This is a genomic window from Sorangium sp. So ce363, from assembly GCF_051520435.1.
Classification (GTDB): Bacteria; Myxococcota_A; Polyangia; order Polyangiales; family Polyangiaceae; genus Sorangium; species Sorangium cellulosum_B.
In genome coordinates this window covers 11,773,936-11,789,271 of record NZ_CP150333.1, presented here as the reverse complement: position 1 = coordinate 11,789,271, position 15,336 = coordinate 11,773,936, and the positions used below count along the sequence as shown (strand labels likewise).

The 15,336-nt window shown below is 68.5% G+C and carries 13 protein-coding genes and 1 pseudogene; 4 read left to right on the top strand and 10 right to left on the bottom strand.

What is annotated here, in order from left to right; translation table 11 throughout:
- The 5 genes from WMF12_RS44380 to WMF12_RS44360 all read right to left on the bottom strand — a co-directional run bounded on the left by WMF12_RS44380 (nt 1) and on the right by WMF12_RS44360 (nt 8,346).
- Nucleotides 1–1,341 (bottom strand): PAS domain S-box protein, encoded by a 1,341-nt coding sequence (locus WMF12_RS44380; RefSeq protein WP_437854739.1) that lies wholly within the window; start codon nt 1,339–1,341, stop codon nt 1–3.
- A 371-nt stretch (nt 1,342–1,712) separates the two neighbouring features.
- Nucleotides 1,713–2,093 carry a hypothetical protein gene (locus tag WMF12_RS44375; protein ID WP_437854738.1) on the bottom strand — a complete coding sequence of 127 codons (381 nt, stop codon included), beginning with the start codon at nt 2,091–2,093 and terminating at the stop codon, nt 1,713–1,715.
- A gap of 46 nt (nt 2,094–2,139) precedes the next feature.
- Nucleotides 2,140–3,315 (bottom strand): PAS domain S-box protein, encoded by a 1,176-nt coding sequence (locus tag WMF12_RS44370; protein WP_437854737.1) that lies wholly within the window; start codon nt 3,313–3,315, stop codon nt 2,140–2,142.
- Between the two features lie 2,284 nt (nt 3,316–5,599).
- Entirely contained in the window at nt 5,600–7,246 is a 1,647-nt protein-coding gene (locus WMF12_RS44365) for a hypothetical protein (RefSeq protein ID WP_437854736.1), read from the bottom strand.
- 20 nt (nt 7,247–7,266) lie between these two features.
- Nucleotides 7,267–8,346 carry a hypothetical protein gene (locus WMF12_RS44360; protein ID WP_437854735.1) on the bottom strand — a complete coding sequence of 360 codons (1,080 nt, stop codon included), beginning with the start codon at nt 8,344–8,346 and terminating at the stop codon, nt 7,267–7,269.
- 216 nt (nt 8,347–8,562) lie between these two features.
- Here WMF12_RS44360 and WMF12_RS44355 point away from each other — a divergent pair, with 216 nt between their 5' ends.
- Together WMF12_RS44355 and WMF12_RS44350 are read left to right on the top strand one after the other, a co-directional pair.
- Nucleotides 8,563–9,666, top strand: coding sequence for a sigma-70 family RNA polymerase sigma factor (locus WMF12_RS44355; RefSeq protein ID WP_437854734.1), 1,104 nt, complete (start codon nt 8,563–8,565; stop codon nt 9,664–9,666).
- 108 nt (nt 9,667–9,774) lie between these two features.
- On the top strand, nt 9,775–10,344 hold the full coding sequence (locus tag WMF12_RS44350) for an RNA polymerase sigma factor (RefSeq protein WP_437854733.1): 570 nt from the start codon (nt 9,775–9,777) through the stop codon (nt 10,342–10,344).
- 399 nt (nt 10,345–10,743) lie between these two features.
- Here the strand turns inward: WMF12_RS44350 and WMF12_RS44345 are convergent.
- Together WMF12_RS44345 and WMF12_RS44340 are read right to left on the bottom strand one after the other, a co-directional pair.
- Nucleotides 10,744–11,222, bottom strand: a pseudogene (locus tag WMF12_RS44345) (ATP-binding protein); the annotation flags it as partial.
- A 15-nt stretch (nt 11,223–11,237) separates the two neighbouring features.
- Nucleotides 11,238–11,390, bottom strand: a complete 153-nt coding sequence (locus WMF12_RS44340) for a hypothetical protein (protein WP_437854732.1) — start codon at nt 11,388–11,390, stop codon at nt 11,238–11,240.
- Here WMF12_RS44340 and WMF12_RS44335 point away from each other — a divergent pair.
- A complete protein-coding gene (locus WMF12_RS44335) occupies nt 11,383–11,757 on the top strand; it encodes a hypothetical protein (RefSeq protein WP_437854731.1) in 375 nt (124 codons plus the stop codon). The genes WMF12_RS44340 and WMF12_RS44335 overlap by 8 nt on opposite strands.
- Nucleotides 11,757–11,903, top strand: coding sequence for a hypothetical protein (locus tag WMF12_RS44330; protein WP_437854730.1), 147 nt, complete (start codon nt 11,757–11,759; stop codon nt 11,901–11,903). Before WMF12_RS44335 ends, WMF12_RS44330 begins: the two co-directional genes overlap by 1 nt.
- 412 nt (nt 11,904–12,315) lie before the next feature.
- Here WMF12_RS44330 and WMF12_RS44325 read toward each other — a convergent pair whose 3' ends face one another.
- From WMF12_RS44325 to WMF12_RS44315, 3 genes are read right to left on the bottom strand one after another with little or no spacing between them, the layout of a single operon-like run.
- Complete coding sequence (locus tag WMF12_RS44325) at nt 12,316–13,077, bottom strand: ATP-binding protein (protein ID WP_437854729.1); 762 nt, start codon at nt 13,075–13,077, stop codon at nt 12,316–12,318.
- Nucleotides 13,074–14,561: an IS21 family transposase gene (istA, locus tag WMF12_RS44320; RefSeq protein ID WP_437854728.1), complete on the bottom strand. Its 1,488-nt coding sequence runs from the start codon at nt 14,559–14,561 to the stop codon at nt 13,074–13,076. Before istA ends, WMF12_RS44325 begins: the two co-directional genes overlap by 4 nt.
- Nucleotides 14,558–14,710, bottom strand: a complete 153-nt coding sequence (locus WMF12_RS44315; protein ID WP_437854727.1) for a hypothetical protein — start codon at nt 14,708–14,710, stop codon at nt 14,558–14,560. Before WMF12_RS44315 ends, istA begins: the two co-directional genes overlap by 4 nt.
- Between the last annotated feature and the right edge of the window lie 626 nt (nt 14,711–15,336).

The following is a 15,336-nucleotide window of genomic DNA, read 5'->3' as shown; positions in this document are numbered from 1 at the left end:
TCACACCTCACGTTGTATTGCCAAGGAGGACGCGTTGGTGCTCGGGCGGTCATCGGGCGCGCCCCTGCGCTTCAGCGCATAGGCGATTCCGCTCTGCAGGGTGCCGCAGGTGACGAGCCCTCGGAGCTCGGTGCCCAGGTCGACGAGCGCCTGCGCGACGACGGGGCGGACGCCGGTCAATACGACGTCGGCGCCGAGCAGCCTCGCCGCCTGCGCCACGCGGATCAGCGCGGCGGCCACCTCTCCGTCCACGGCCTTCACGCCCGTGATATCGAGTATCGCCACCGCCGCGCGCCGCTCGCCGAGCGCGTTCAGGAGCGTCTCCAGGATCTGCTGCGCGCGCTCCCGGTCGATCGCCCCGATGAGGGGCATCGCGATCACGCCCTCGGCGATCGGGATGAGCGGCGTGCCGAGCTCCCGGAGCGCCGCCTGCTGCGCCTGGATCACCCGCATCTGGGCGAGCGTCTCCTGCTCGTACCGGAGCTGCTCCGTGATGTCCCTGAAGAACGCCGCCATACCCGTCGGCTCCCCCGCCGGGCCCACGACCACGAAGGCGCTGGTCTGCCCCATCCACTCGCTCCCGTCGGGGCGCCGGATCTTCAGGACGCCGCGCCACGCGCCGTCCGTCATCAGGATCGGCACGACCTCGTCGGAGAGCTGGCGAAAGCTCTCGGGCGAATAGAAGTCGCTCAGCCCGAGGCCGACGGCGCGGTCACCGAAGCCGCTCATCGCCTTGAAGGCGGGGTTGGCATAGACGACCTGCCCGCTCATGGACGTGAGGGTTATGCCATCGAGCGCATTGTCAATCAGCCTCTTGGACACACCGAGCTCTTCGGCCTGGCGGCGCTGCTCCACCTCCGTGTCCTTTCGACCTGTGATGTCCTGGCTCACGCTCAAGACCTGGCGCGGCGCGCCAGCGCTGTCGCGCGCGAGGACGATCTCGCGCCGCGTGACCCAGCACCAGGACCCGTCGGCCTTGCGCAGCCGATACGCGAGCTCCGCCAGGTCGCTCGCGTGGCCGTCTCCAGCGTGATCGAGCTGCTCGCGAGCCCGGGTCTGGTCGTCGGGGTGCGCCAGCGCCACGAACGCGTCGAGGCCCGCGAGGTCCGCATCGTCCGTCGGGTATCCGAGCTCACCAGCCAGAGAGCGGTTCTCGTACAGCATGCGCCGCTCGACCGGATCGTGGACGGACAGCAGGTACGGCACCGCCTTCAGCACCGCGTTCGCGCGGCCCAGCTCGTCGCACAGATCCCGCTCGTTCTGCTCGAGCCGGGACACACGAGCGCGGAGGGCGGCTAGCTCGGCATGATGCGATTGAAGCACCGTGTCGTGAGGATCCATGATCACCCCTCATGCTGGCTGCTGACGGCGGTCAGGCGGTGGGCACCTCGCCTTTACCAGCGACGTTACACCTGAAATGCTGCCTTGGACAGCATCAATCTACCCGTGGGCACCATCACAGTCCGGGCAGCATGGCTCGCCGATCCATCGCGTCGCCGTGAAGATGTTTTCTGCGCTACTCGATCGATTGCGCGGTCGAGCGCGGTCCATCGCTTGGTTGCCCGCGTCTTCGACGGAGCGGGCGGGCGCGTGGCGAAGCTGAGTGTGCCGCATGACCAACGTCGCAATCGTGCGCTCGTCGCGCGCACATGGTCAGAAGACGCCTGATACATAGAGCTATCCGTGTGACGCAGTCGTTCCCTGTGCGCCATTCAGCGCACCGCGCCGCCGTGCTGCGACTCCTCGTCGAGGCGAGCGTGGAGGACGAGCGGATAGCGAGGCCCTGGCGCCGCGCGCCGGCCGCCGCGGCGAGGCCAGGGCGTCCCGATCAGGATCTCGCTCTGAACGGTATGGCGGTAGAGCAGCGCCGCATAAGCAGAGAGCAGGGTGACGAAGAGCGTCGCGCCCGAGCCCCGGCGCACGCGGTCGAGCTCCAGGGCGAGCCGAGGCGGCAGCTCTCGCGACGCCGACGCGCGACATCGCGAAGGCGCGGGCGGGCGTGGGCGATCGGTCGCGAGATCGAGCGCGGAAAGCTCGCGCGGGAGCTCCCCCGGTGCGTGGGACAGACGAGCCTGTGTCGTGTGAGCGCGCATGATCGAACCTCCCTGTTGAACTGCAGAGGACGATGCGTGGGAGCTCTCAGACGGTCATCGAGCGTGCCTTGCGCTTCAGCGCGTAGGCGATACCGCTTTGCAGGGTGCCGCAGGTGACGAGCCCTCTGAGCTCGGTGCCAAGATCGACGAGCGCCTGCGCGACGACGGGGCGGACGCCTGACAGCACGACGTCGGCGCCGAGCAGCCTCGCCGCCTGCGCGACGCGGACCAGCGCGGCGGCCACCTCTCCGTCCACGGCCTTCACGCCGGTGATATCGAGTATCGCCACCGCCGATTGCTTCTCGCCGAGCGCGTTCAGCAGCGTCTCCAGGATCTGCTGCGCGCGCTCCCGGTCGATCGTTCCGATGAGGGGCATCGCGATCACGCCGTCGGCGATCGGGATGAGCGGCGTGCCGAGCTCCCGGAGCGCCGCCTGCTGCGCCTGGATCACCCGCATCTGGGCGAGCGTCTCCTCCTCGTACCGGAGCTGCTCCGTGATGTCCCTGAAGAACGCCGCCATGCCCGTCGGCTCCCCCGCCGGGCCCACGACCACGAAGGCGCTGGTCTGCCCCATCCACTCGCTCCCGTCGGGGCGCCGGATCTTGAGGACGCCGCGCCACGCGCCGTCCTTCATCAGGGTCGGCAAGACCTCGCTAGAGAGCTGGCGGAAGGTTTCGGGTGCATAGAAGTCGGTCAGCCCACAGCCGACCGCGCCGTCGCCGAAGCCGCTCATCGCCTTGAAGGCGGTGTTGGCATAGACGACCTGCCCGCTCATGGACGTCAATGTGATGCCGTCTAGCGCATTGTCAATCAATGTCTTCGACACGCCGAGCTCTTCGGCCTGGCGGCGCTGCTCCACCTCCATGTCCTTTCGACCCGTGATGTCCTGGACTACACTCATGACCTGGCGCGGTTTGCCAGCGCCGTCGCGCGCGAGGACGATCTCGCGCCTCGTGACCCAGCACCAGGACCCGTCGGCCTTGCGCAGCCGATACGCGAGCTCCGCCGAGTCGCTCGCCTGGCCTTCTCCGGCGTGATCGAGCTGCTCGCGAGCCCGGGTCTGGTCGTCGGGGTGCGCGAGCGTCACGAACGCGTCGAGGCCCGCGAGGCTCGCTTCGTCCGGCGCATATCCGAGCTCGCCGGCCAGCGAGCGGTTCTCGTAGAGCTTGCGCTTCTCGACCGGATCGTGGACGCAGAGCAGGTACGGAATTGCCTGTAGCACGGCGTTCGTACGGCTGAGCTCGGCACGCAGATCCCGCTCGGTCTGCTCTAGCCTGGACACACGAGCGCGCAGGGCGGCAAGCTCGCCATGATGCGATTGGAGAACCGTCTCGTGAGGTTCCATCGATTTCCCCCGATGCTGGCTGCTGGCAAAGGTCAGGCGGCGGCGGTGGACACCGCGCCTCCACCAGCGACGTTACACCTGATGAGCCGCCTTAGACAGCATCAATCTCAGCAGGAATACCGTCACAGTGGGGACAGTATGGCTTGCTGCTCGATACTGTCACAGCGAGGACGTTTGCTGCTCTCATTGATTCATTGTGCGGTACGGCGCTTGGTCGAATGCTTGGCTGCGCGCGTCTCCGACGGAGCGGACGCGCGCGTGGCGCGGCTCGGTATGACGGATGCCCAGCGTCGCAATCGTGCGCTCGTCGCATGCACAGGGTCAGAAGACGCCTGACTCGGAGACCACCCGTGTGGCGCTGTCATTCCCTGTGCGCCATTCTGGGCACCGCACCGCCGCGCTGCGGGATAGCGACGATCCGCCGGGCGAGCTCGCGCCGACTCGCTACGGCGCCTCGCCACACCGCCGCGAGGCCAGGCGGGACGGTAGCGGCGACGAGGCGCTCGCCCCCGAGGTCGGCGATGGGGCGGATCACGATACCGGGCCGGCGCCTTGAGAGCGTCGCGCCTCTAATCGAGGAAGCCCATCGAGACGGCTGCGGAACCGGGCTTGCCCGAGTTCGCGTTCAGATCGCCGGCACCCCCGCCGTAACCAGGGATGCCGAACTTGATCGGAGAGTCGGATTCGACGTCAGGGCCCTGGTCGACGGTATGTGCCACCGCGAGTGAGTGTCCTCCGTGGCCTCCACCCCCCCGCCCCCCGTTGCCGCCCTTCCCGCCATCGCCGCCACGGCAGCCTGGCTGCGATCCAGCCCTGTTGCCTCCGCCAGTGCCACCGTACCCACCCACGCCGCCGTACTGGCCGTCCCCGCCTCGTCCACCGTTTCCACCACGACCCGTGATGATGCTGGTTTTACTTACGCGGACGCTGGCGTGGTAAGACAGAATCCCGATGCTGGATCCGCCTGGACCGCCGCCCTTTCCGGGCTTGCCGCCGCAGCCGCCAGCACCGCCGGAACCGCCAGAAGCGCCGCCCTGTGCTGCTCCTGCGCCGCAGTACGCTGAACCGCCACGCGAGCCGCCTCCACCGCCGGCCCCGTAACCGTGCTGCCCTGCATGGCCATCTTCGCCTGCGCTACCTTCCAGCCCCGTGTCTGTGACCCGACCCGGCCCTGATGCGCCGTTCCCGTTCGCGCCGTCATCCCCCGCCAGGCCGCCCCTCCCCTCTGTGCAGGACAGGATGGCTTGCCCAGTTCCACCCAGACCGTGGCTCATTGGATTCGTGATTGGCAGAGGGGAACCACTTTCGCCGTCGCCACCATCATCGTTTGTGCCGATACCACCCATCCCCCCCGACGAGACGCCATCGTCACAAGAGGTTGTGACTCGCGCCCCTCCCGTCACCGTATCGGCAGAGCACGCCACCGCTCCCGGGTTCCCTGGTGCCCCTTCTTGTGCTGCATCGACGCCTCCATCCGCGCCAGGAGCTCCATCTGCACCGTCCCCGGCTACGACCTCGCTCAAGCGCAGCTGTACCGTCACTCCCGGCAGGGCGCGCATAGCAATGGAAGCGCCGCCCGGCACGGTGGCATCTTGTGCGATCATACGGATTCTCGTCAGCGTCGTGATCACGTCGGCATCGAGCGAGGGCTCCGCCGCCTGGTCCACGACGGTGAGCGGGATCAGGTTCGGATCTGGCGCGATCGTGGTGAGCTCGCCAAGTGGATGTAGAGGCCACTGTCCATGGGGATCGCGACAATCGAGCCCACCCCACACCTCCATACCCGCTGGCACGCGGACTTCTACGTTGAAAGTATCGGCGCATGCGTACACCCGCATGCCACGCTCGCGGGCAAGCTCGAACGCCCGCGCAAACGTATGTACCGGCAGATTCGGCGTGCCAGGCCTAGCGTCATTGCCCTTGTCTGCCACATACACGCCCTCGCAGTCGACCGGACGATCGGCGTTGCCGGGATCCGCGTTGCACGACTCCACCGGCGCGCATGTGAGGGTCTCCTCGCAACGTTCCCACACACCCGATTCGCTACCGCATCCGAGCGCCGCGCTCCCGTTGAACAAAGCGACTCCGAACAGCAAAGGCCGAGCACCCAGCGCGCGGAAGCTCGATTCCCATCTCGTTATCTCTTCCCACATTGCGCCCCCTACTGCAGCTCATGAGAGTCTGGGTCGTTCGGATCAATGGCCGCAAACGGCAGGAACTCGGCCGCCACTCCATCGTCGCCCTTGCTCTCCGTGACATTCGGATCGCCGCCGTCCCCTCCCTCCCCAGCAGTTCCAAGGAGAAACGTCGCCTGGACGTTCTCGCGCGTAACCTCCGCGGTCTCCAGATACGCGATGGCTACCGAATGACCGCCGAGCCCGCCGCCTGCGCCACCGCCGGGCCCCCCGTTGCCGCCATCGCCTCCGCGGCATCCCGCGAGCGCCCCGGGCACGCCTCCGCCTCCCTCACCGCCGGGAGCTCCGCTTCCTCCTGGCAGTCCCGCCCCTCCCGCGCCACCCCGACCACCACGGCCGGTCTGAAGGGTCGATCCGCGGATGGTGACCTTCGAACCTCTTGTGACGATGCCAGCGCTCACTCCTCCGGCGAAACCGCCTGTCCCCTGCTTGCCGCCACAACCTCCGGAACCGCCGGAGCCGCCAAACGCCCCCCCGACCGGCCCGGCACCACAGGCGGTCGCACCGCCGCGCGAGCCGCCACCACCTCCGCCCCCCTGACCCGGGCGTCCGAGGGTCCCGTCCTGACCCTTGCCCAGCGTGCGGACCCATCCCACAACGCCAGGAAGCCTTGCCCCCTGACCGTGCACACCCGCCGCACCGTCGAGGCCGCGCTGGCCGTCGGTGCACGCCATGCTTCCCTGCTGACCGACGCCCCCGGTACCGGCGCCCGTCGGGTTCGGGTCGGGCAGCGGCTCCCCATAACCTGCGTTGAAGCCCTCATCGGGCAGACCGGGGCCGCCTTGGCCGCTGACCGAGGTTTCGTCGTCACACTCCGTTGTGACCTCTCGGGTTGCGGCCACGTCATCGACCGTGCACGCGTCGGCTCCCACGTGTCCAGGCCGCCCATCGGCCGCCGCTGCGTCCTCCGCCGGAGCTCCGGGCTCACCGTCGGCTCCGTCACCTGCGACGATGCGGCTGTCGATCACCTCGATCTCGCTGCCAGCGGAGAGATAGATCCCGATCGAGTTGCCGCCCGGCATCGCGCCCCGTCCTGTGATGACTTCGCTCGCAACGAGCTTGAGCTCGGCCTCATCGCGCACAGCGACGATTCCGATCGAGCACGCTTCTGTTCGGTCCATCTCGTTACCATCGGGCGCCACGATCCGCAGGTTTGCGAGCGTGATTCCCCGCCCTCCGAACATCACGACTTCACGCTCGGGCTGATTCGGGGCGATGACCGTCTTCGCATCGGCACCGAGGTGCTGCCAGCCGTTCGTGCAGTCGAATCCCCCCCAGATGCTCGTGTCGTAGAACCCAATGCTTTCGTCGAAGGTCTCCGCGCACGCGTAGACATGGTGGGGGTGACTGCCCGCCTCTACGAGCTCGAGGGCCTTGCGCAGTGTCTTCAGCGGCTTCGCGCGCGTTCCTGGATTCGCGTCGTCGCCGAGACTTGCGCTGACGAACAGGCCGCACCCATCTTGCGGAGGCTTCACCGTGGGGTCGTCGCCACAGATTGGGTCCTCGTGACCGGAGGAACACCCGTATACGACAGAAGCGACTCCGAACCCGAGCGCGATAGGCACCAAGGTGGCCACAGCCACCCGGCGTCGACCTTTCGATGAGGTATCCATGCTCCGAAGCTCCACGTTCGTCACCACACACCCGCCATCATAAGCCCCATGCGCTGCCCGCTCACCGTGGGCACAACACGCACCCCATCGCTGGACGATGAGGTGCGGTCCACGAGCAGAGACACTAGCGTCAGCGCACCGATCGCGCCGCCCGAGGCCAGGGTCACCCATCCGGCTGTCTTCAGGAGATCCCGCTTCTCTTGCAGGTCGCGCAGCTCCGAGCACGCGCGCGGTGCATTGGAGCCGGCACATCGGCTCGCATCCTTGTCCGCGCCGCGCAGCGCGGTCGCTCGGTCGTGGAGTTCATCCTCGGTGTACGCACTCCAGATCAGCAATCCGCCGCCGGCTGCCATGGTTGCCCCTGCCACGACCGCGCCAGCGATGCGCAGCTTCGACGCCGTGGAGGAGGGCTCCACGGAAGACGACGCCTGCGCCCCTGGCGCCGAGCTCCGCATCGACGTTTCCTTCGCAGGAGCGCCCGGCGCTGCGGCGCGCGGCACCTGCAGCGAGATGGTCGTCGGCTTCCCGGCCTGCGCGTCGAACGACGCGAACGCCTCCTCATGGCCCGCCAACCTGGCCCGCACCATGTGCTGTCCGGGATCCAGGAACAGCCTGTAGGTCCGCGCTGGTGCGCTGATAGGCTTGCCGTCGATGAGCACCTCGGCATCGGGCGGGTCGACGGACAGGTAGAGGGTCGCGACGTGCGGCGCTGCCTTGCGCTGCCCGGCCTCGAACCGAAGCTGTAGTTGAAGGGGGAGGATGTTGCGCTGATCCAGGCTCCAGGCCAGATGCTCCGCAGCGTCACGGTACTTGCGCAGCTCGAGCTCACACAGGCCAAGCTCTCCGGCGATCTCCGCGCGCTCCTTCTCCGTGCTCGACGGCGGATCTGCGGCCTCGAGGGCCGCCTTGTAGGCCGCATGAGCCTCGGTCCACCGCCCTGCGTCGCGGGCCCTCTGTGCACGGCGAATAAGGTCCTTCTCCGTCGAGTTGCCGCCTTGCTCCAGCGTCGAGTAAATGTCCTCGGCGCTGGCCGAGCTCGTGTAGCTGGTTGCGGCGCCAATCATCAGGCAGAACAGCACCGAAGGCGCAACGTCACGCATGCGCGGACCGTACTTACGCCGGACGCGCGGCGTCAACGGCGACAAATTCGCAGGAAACCGACCTTTTTCCAGGCAAAGATCGACCCGACGACGCAAAGGAGCTCGTCGCCCCTCCGAGCAGTCGAGCTGCCCAGGTACGCACATCACAAAGCGCACATTATCCTACCAAAGTTGACCCACCCTGCTCTTTCTTGAACCCTTCCGGCCAGCTCAGGGGTGCTACGAGCTGTGGGCAAGCCAGCACGAACTCCCCCCCACTTCGAGCGCTTCCGCCGCCTCGTCAGGCGGGTCGGTGTCCCCGCGCGACACGCCGAGGACCTCGCGCAGGAAGCGCTCCTACGAGACTGGGAGGCGAGAGGGCGGCTCGAGACGGGCGTGGATCCAGCGCCGTACTCCGTCACCATCGCCCTGAACCTCGCCCGCAGGCACCTACGTGACGCGAGCCGTCGGGGTGAGGTCCTGACCCCGTTCGACGAGCACGACTTCCGCGGGGACCAACCGAGCCCGGAAGCCCTGCTCCGCAGGGAGCAGCGGGAAGCGACCATGCGCGACCTGATCGAGCAGGTCGACCCCAAGTACCGCGACCTCTTGGTCGAGCACGAGCTCGAGGAGAAGTCGCTCGCCGAGATCGCCGCCAAGCTGGGGCTCAAGCTGGACACCGTGAGGAGCCAGCACCGCAGGGCACGCGAGCAGCTGGACGAGGCGAAGCGGCGCTGGATGGCGCAGCAAGAATTCCGGGGCTGGGACAAGGAGCCCTGCGTTCCGGTGGCGTTAGGCCTGGTCCGTCGCTCGTGGTGGACGACCGCGCTGCACCTGCAGAAGGTCGGGGCGAAGGTCTTCGCGCAGGCGGCGCTCGTCGTGCTGACGGGCGCCGTAGTCGCGACAGCGCCACGCTCGTCAGGCTCGGCCAGTACGACCCCGTGGCTACGGCCGGCAGCGATCCACGCCGGTGCAGCCACGCCCCCGCAGCAGCACACCGCGCCGCCCCTCGACGAGCCAGACGCACGCCGTGCGGTCGCCACGGCCTCGCTCGTGGTGCAGGGCAACGCAGCGCCCGGCGGGCATTCACTGACCGCGATGAACGGCAAGCCCGCTTCGCCGGCCGCAGCAGGTGCGCGTTCCTCGCCGCCCGTCCGCGCCGTACGCCCGGTCGCGAGCGAGCGCGAGAAGAACCTGATCCTCCAGGCGCGCAAGGCCATCGAAGCCTACAACGCCAGGGCTGACGTCGAGGCGCGACGCCTGCTCGACATGCACGCCATGGAGTTCCCGCGGGGTCATCTGGCCCGGGAGCGCGAGGCGCTGCTGCTGCAGCTTCGCTGAATCGGCGGCGGCCCTAGCGACAGATAGCCAGCGGTGGAGGCGGCGGCGTTCTTGAGCGACGTCAGGCCGAGATCCGCCCTGCGCCGGGCCAGGAGAATGAGCAGGTCCATGATACGCAAGGAAGCCGTGGCGGAGCATAGGCGCATGTCACGTCGAGTCGAGATTGGTGCGCCCCCGGCAGTACACGTTCCCTTCGAGGCCATCATGCGGCACGCGAGGGTGATCCATGCCGTGTTGCGCCAGTTCGGCGTACCCGCTCGCGACCAGCCTGATGTCATGCAGGAGATCTTCCTGTCGGCCTGGCGCAGCGTGGAAGGCGGAGGATTTCGGCCCCGTCCGGAGGTGCCGCCGAAGAAGGCTCTACAGAGCTGGCTCTTCGGTGTTACTTGGCACCACATCTTCCATTACCGGGAGCGCCTATACCGGTGGTACAGGGAGCTTGCGGCATTCGCGGCTCCAGGGATAGCGAGGCATGCACCGTCGCCCTTCGGCCAGGTGGAGGCCCGGATGGCGCTTCGTTGCCTGGAGCGGCTCAAGCCCGAGCTCCGTGCCGTGCTCGCGGGCACCGCCGTGGGCAATACCGCTGAGGAGATCGCAGCAGAGCTTGGTGGCCATCCAGGCACGACGAACAAGCGGCTGCACCGCGGGCGAAAGCAGTTGCGGAAGATCCTCCGCTGAACGAGGTGCGGACGTAGCTCGCCGTCGCCGCGCGCGTTCGAGCTGGTCGAGCAAGGCCTGCTCGCTGAATCGACACGCTGTTCTTCGCCGTCCGGCGCATCTTCGCGGCTGGGGTCGAGCTGCCGGAGAGCCCCTCGCTCAACTTCGTCGGGGGGTGGTCACCGACAACCCGGCCGAGAACCGGACCGACGTGTTCGTATCCGTTCGGCGGAGCCCATCCTGACGTCGAGCAGGCCAGGGACATAGGCTTGGCGTGCGATGCGAAAGCGACGGCAGGGCACCGGCAACGGCGGCGAGACCGGACTGAGGGACCCCGAAGCGACGCCAGATGTAGATGCTCTCGACAACTCGCGGGAATTCGGTGAAGTTCACCGGTGAAATCCCCGGTGAAGAGGCCGCTCAGTGCTTCTTGGTGCGGCGCTGCTTGGTGCGGAGGGCGCTCAGCTCCTTGGCTTCCTTGAGCCGGTAGCTCTCGGCCTCGATCTCGATCACCTCGGCGCGGTGCACAGCCGGTCGGCGAGCGTGACGACGCAGGCAGCATGCGGGAAGACCTCGCCCCAGTCGGCGAAGGCCTTGTTCGTGCTGAGCAGGATCGGCTTCTGCGCGTCGTAGCGACGGGTGACGACCTCGAAGAGCAGGTCGGCGTAGCGGCTATTGTAGGAGAGATAGCCGACTTCATCGATGCAAAGAAGGGCGGGCACCGTGTAGCGGTGCAGCCGGCGCGCGGGCGCGGCCGAGGAATCCTGCGCGGCGAGGTCGGCGCGCATGTCGCTAGCGGTCGAGAAGCGGACCGTGTGGCCGCGGACGACAGCCTGGTGAGCGACGTTCTTGAGGATCATGGTCTTGCCAACGCCGTTGGGGCCGACGAGCACAGCGTTGTGGCCAGTTCGCGATCACCGCCGCCTCCCGTCACCGGAGAGGCCCACGTGGGACGCGGGGAGCGCGTCGATGAAGAGCTCGCCGAGCGGGCCGCTCGCGCATGGCCCAGGGCGGAAGCCGCGCTCCGCAGAGCGAGCAGCGGCCGATATCTCGGATTCGATGGTCATCGTCGTCCTTCCTGCCGGGGGTAATCTCCGGCGCGAGCTGGGACATCGACGCGGCCGCGGCTTCCGTCAGCCCGTGATGCGTCACTTTCTGCGCGGAGAACTTGTCCCGCTGCCGGTCGCGATACCGGGCCTGGCGAGCGGCATGGAGGCGGCGAGCGCGAGGCCGGGTCTGGTAGGCGGCCCCGGCGCGGCGGAGCGACTCACGGCGCTGGATCGGGCGGCAGTCGGGGCAGAGGCGCTGGCCGCGATCGCAGCGACGGCAGAGGCGAAGCTGGACGCGGCAGCGGATGCAGAGGGCGAGGCGGTAGGCGGACGAAGGCAACGGGCTCCACGCCGCCGCTTTCTGGACCTGGAGCCCGGCTTGTGATGAAGGTGGGGGACTCCGGCAACGCGGAGCTCCAGAAGGCCCGAGGGTGGCAGCCCTCGGGCCTTCGACTTTTCGGCGGGCGCAACGTCTACGCCGCCGAGGCGAGCGCGGCCCAGATCGGCGTAGGTGCCGGCAGTGAACGGTGAATGCCGGCGATCACGGGGCCGCGATCTTCACCGGCCCGACGCGGGACGCGATGATCACTGACAGACCTCGGGCCTGGCCGGCGTCGCGGCCCGCGAGCTCGGGGCTCGCGGCGTCGCGCCCCGCGGCATCAACCTGGCCGGCGTCGCGCCCCGCGACCGTCCCAAGGCGCTCACCACAGATCTCCTACATCGGCACCATCAACACGCTCCAGCGCGACGTTCGAGCCTCGCGGACGCTCGCTGCACCGACCTGTTCGCCCGTCTCCCGTCGCAACCTTCGGCGTCACCGGTCGCACCTGTTGATGATCGCGGCAATCCGCGGGGGTTCGGTGAAGTTCACCGGTGAAATCCGCGCCCGGTGCCGGTGAAACCCGCATCCGACGCCGGTGAAGTTCACCGGTGAAGAGGCGGCTCAGTGCTTCTTGGCGCGGCGCTGCTTGATGCGGGAGGCGCTCAGCTCCTTGGCTTCCTTGAGCCGGTAGCTCTCGGCCTCGATCTCGATCACCTCGGCCCGGTGCACGAGCCGGTCGACGAGCGTGACGACGCAGGCGGCGTGCGGGAAGACCTGGCCCCAGTCGGAGAAGGCCTTGTTCGTGCTGAGCAGGATCGGCTTCTGCGCGTCGTAGCGACGAGTGACGACCTCGAACAGCAGGTCGGCGTAGCGGCCGTCGTAGGAGAGATAGCCGACTTCGTCGATGCAAAGGAGGGCGGGAACCGTGTAGCGGTGCAGCCGGCGCGCGAGCGCGGCCGAGGACTCCTGCGCGGCGAGGTCGGCGAGCATGTCGCTCGCGGTCGAGAAGCGGACCGTGTGACCGCGGATGACGGCCTGGTGGGCGACGTTCTTCAAGATCATGGTCTTGCCGACGCCGTTGGGGCCGACGAGCACGGCGTTGTGGCCGGCGGTGATGAAGCCGGGAGCGAAGAGGTCGTCGACGGCCTCGCGGTCGATTTTCTTGGGCCAGGACCAGTCGAAGTCGGCCATGGGCTTGAAGGCGGCTACGCGGGAGTTTTTGATGCGGCGTTCAAGGCTGCGCTTGTGGCGCTCGCGCTCCTCGATGGCGAGCACCTCGCGAAGCCAGGGCTTGTCGGCGAGCTCCTCCCAGCACGCGAGCAGACCAAACAGGCCGAGGCCCTTCAGGCGGGCCTTCGTCTCGGTGGGCGTTAGATCGGTCATGGCGTCGGGTCCTTCTTCAGGGCGTCGTAGGTGGCGAGCGAATGCGGCGTGACGACGAGGGCGGCGTGCTGGCCGCGCGTGACGGGGATCGAGATCGGAGGCGGCAGGTGGCGCTCGGAGCGGCGGCGGTCGATCACCTGGCGCACGGCGCCAACGTGGATGGTGTCGCGCTCGAGCACCTCGACGAGCGCCTCTTCGAGCTCGGCGGCGCCGACGGCGTCGAGCAGGTGCAGAAGCCGGGCGATGGCGCTGCCGACGTTGTCTCCACGCTCGGCGAGGATGCGCAGGAATGCCTGGCTGCTGCGGGCGGCGCGGGCGAGGCGATCGAGGCCGCGATGCTCGCGGGCGCGGCGCTTCTCGTCGACCAGGCGCTGGATGTGCACGGGCTGCTCGATCTGCTGGCCGCGGTCCCACGAGCGGACATGGGTCGCGACGATCTCGTTGCCGTCGGCGATGCGCACCTGCTCGAGGTCGGCGAGGACGACGAGCGTGCGGCTGGTCCGGTCGTGGGGAACAGAGTAGTCGTTGAGATCGAAGCGCGCGTAGGGGGTCTTTCCGACCTCGACCTCGACGCGCTCGTGGGCTGGAAACGGCGTGTCGGGGAGCGAGAGCAGCACGCTGCGCTCGTCGTCGAAGGCCTGGCGCACGGTGCGGGCGCGGTCCTCGACCCAGGAGCGATCGAGCGCTGCGGAGCTGGTCCACTCGGTCGCTTGTCGGTTGAGGTCGTCGAGGTCGGCGTAGGTCCGGGCCTCGAAGAACGCCTCGCGGACGTAGCGGATAGCGCGCTCGACGCGGCCCTTCTCGTTGCCGCGGGCGACGGCGACAGGGCGCGGCTCGAAGCGGTAATGCGCCGACAGAGCCAGGAGCATGGGGTGAAACCGGATCGCGTCGCCGTGGCGCTCCACGACAGCGCTCTTGAGGTTGTCGTAGAGCAGCACGCGCGAGACGCCGTCGATGTCGGCGAACGCCTCGACGTGCCCGCGCACGAAGAAGGGCATCGCCGCGCTCGGGAAGAAGCGCAGGAAGAGCCGCCGCGAGTAGCTGAGCACCATGACGAAGGCCCAGAGCGGGCGCAGCGCCCGGCCGACAGCCAGCTTGCCGAAGTGCGCCCAGTCGACCTGCGCTTGCTCGCCGGGCAGCGTGCGCAGCCGCTGAAATGCCTCTGCCGGTTTCTTGGGGCGGAGACGGCCGATCACCCGACGCAGATGATCGGGACCGCCCGGATAGCCCCGCTCCTTGAGCATGCCGAAGAGGCGACTGGAGCGCAGCGAGGGATACTTGCCGAGCTGCTCGACGATGAAGGGCACGAACGGGTCGACCATCGACGGGCGCGGCGCGACGACCTTCGGGTCGACGCCCGATTGCCCGAGCACGCGCTGAACGGTGGTGTGGTGCAGCCCGAGCTGAGCGGCAATGGTGCCCACGGGCCACTTCTCACCATGATAGAGGCGCAGAACCTCGGCCTCCTTCTCTTTCGCGATCACCACCGCCTCCCGTCACCGCGGAGGGCTTCGTGGGACGCGGGGAGCGCGTCGGTGAACAGCTGACCGAGCGCGCCGCTCGCGCAGGGCCCAGGGCGGAAGCCGCGCTCCGCAGAGCGAGCAGCGGCCGACATCTCGGATCCAATCGTCATCGTTGTCCTTTCGGCCGGGGGTGATCTCCGGCGCGAGCTGGGACATCGACGCGGCCGCGGCTTGTGTCACCCCGTGATGCGTCACTTTCTGCGCGGAGAACTTGTCCCGCTGCCGGTCCCGATACCGGGCCTGGCGAGCGGCATGGAGGCGGCGAGCGCGAGGCCGGCTCTGGTAGGCGACGCCGGCGCGACGGAGCGACTCACGACGCCGGAGCGGGCGGCAGTCGGGGCAGAGGCGCTGGCCGCGATCGCAGCGACGGCAGAGGCGAAGCTGGACGCGGCAGCGGGCGCAGTGGGCGAGGCGGTAGGCGGACGAAGGCAACGGGCTCCATGCCGCCGCTTTCTGGACCTGGAGCCCGGCTTGTGATGAAGGTGGGGGACTCCGGCAACGCGGAGCTCCAGAAGGCCCGAGGGTGGCAGCCCTTGGGCCTTCGACTTTTCGGCGGGCGTAACGTCTACGCCGCGGAGGCGAGCGCGGCCCAGATCGGCGTGGGTGCCGGCGGTGAACGGTGAACGCTGCCGATCATGGGGCCGCGGTCTTCACCGATCGGACGCGGGACGCGATGATCACCGACAGCACCTTGGAACGTCCCGCCTTGGCGGCTACGCCCGCTTCTGATTGCATA

What these genes read in the sequence shown, in the direction of transcription:
- WMF12_RS44380 (WP_437854739.1), bottom strand. Translation starts at nt 1,341, where the DNA reads ATGGATCCTCACGACACGGTGCTTCAATCGCATCATGCCGAGCTAGCC.
- WMF12_RS44375 (WP_437854738.1), bottom strand. Translation starts at nt 2,093, where the DNA reads ATGCGCGCTCACACGACACAGGCTCGTCTGTCCCACGCACCGGGGGAG.
- WMF12_RS44365 (WP_437854736.1), bottom strand. Translation starts at nt 7,246, where the DNA reads ATGGATACCTCATCGAAAGGTCGACGCCGGGTGGCTGTGGCCACCTTG.
- WMF12_RS44360 (WP_437854735.1), bottom strand. Translation starts at nt 8,346, where the DNA reads ATGCGTGACGTTGCGCCTTCGGTGCTGTTCTGCCTGATGATTGGCGCC.
- WMF12_RS44350 (WP_437854733.1), top strand. Translation starts at nt 9,775, where the DNA reads ATGATACGCAAGGAAGCCGTGGCGGAGCATAGGCGCATGTCACGTCGA.
- WMF12_RS44335 (WP_437854731.1), top strand. Translation starts at nt 11,383, where the DNA reads ATGGTCATCGTCGTCCTTCCTGCCGGGGGTAATCTCCGGCGCGAGCTG.
- WMF12_RS44340 (WP_437854732.1), bottom strand. Translation starts at nt 11,390, where the DNA reads ATGACCATCGAATCCGAGATATCGGCCGCTGCTCGCTCTGCGGAGCGC.
- WMF12_RS44330 (WP_437854730.1), top strand. Translation starts at nt 11,757, where the DNA reads ATGAAGGTGGGGGACTCCGGCAACGCGGAGCTCCAGAAGGCCCGAGGG.
- WMF12_RS44325 (WP_437854729.1), bottom strand. Translation starts at nt 13,077, where the DNA reads ATGACCGATCTAACGCCCACCGAGACGAAGGCCCGCCTGAAGGGCCTC.
- WMF12_RS44315 (WP_437854727.1), bottom strand. Translation starts at nt 14,710, where the DNA reads ATGACGATTGGATCCGAGATGTCGGCCGCTGCTCGCTCTGCGGAGCGC.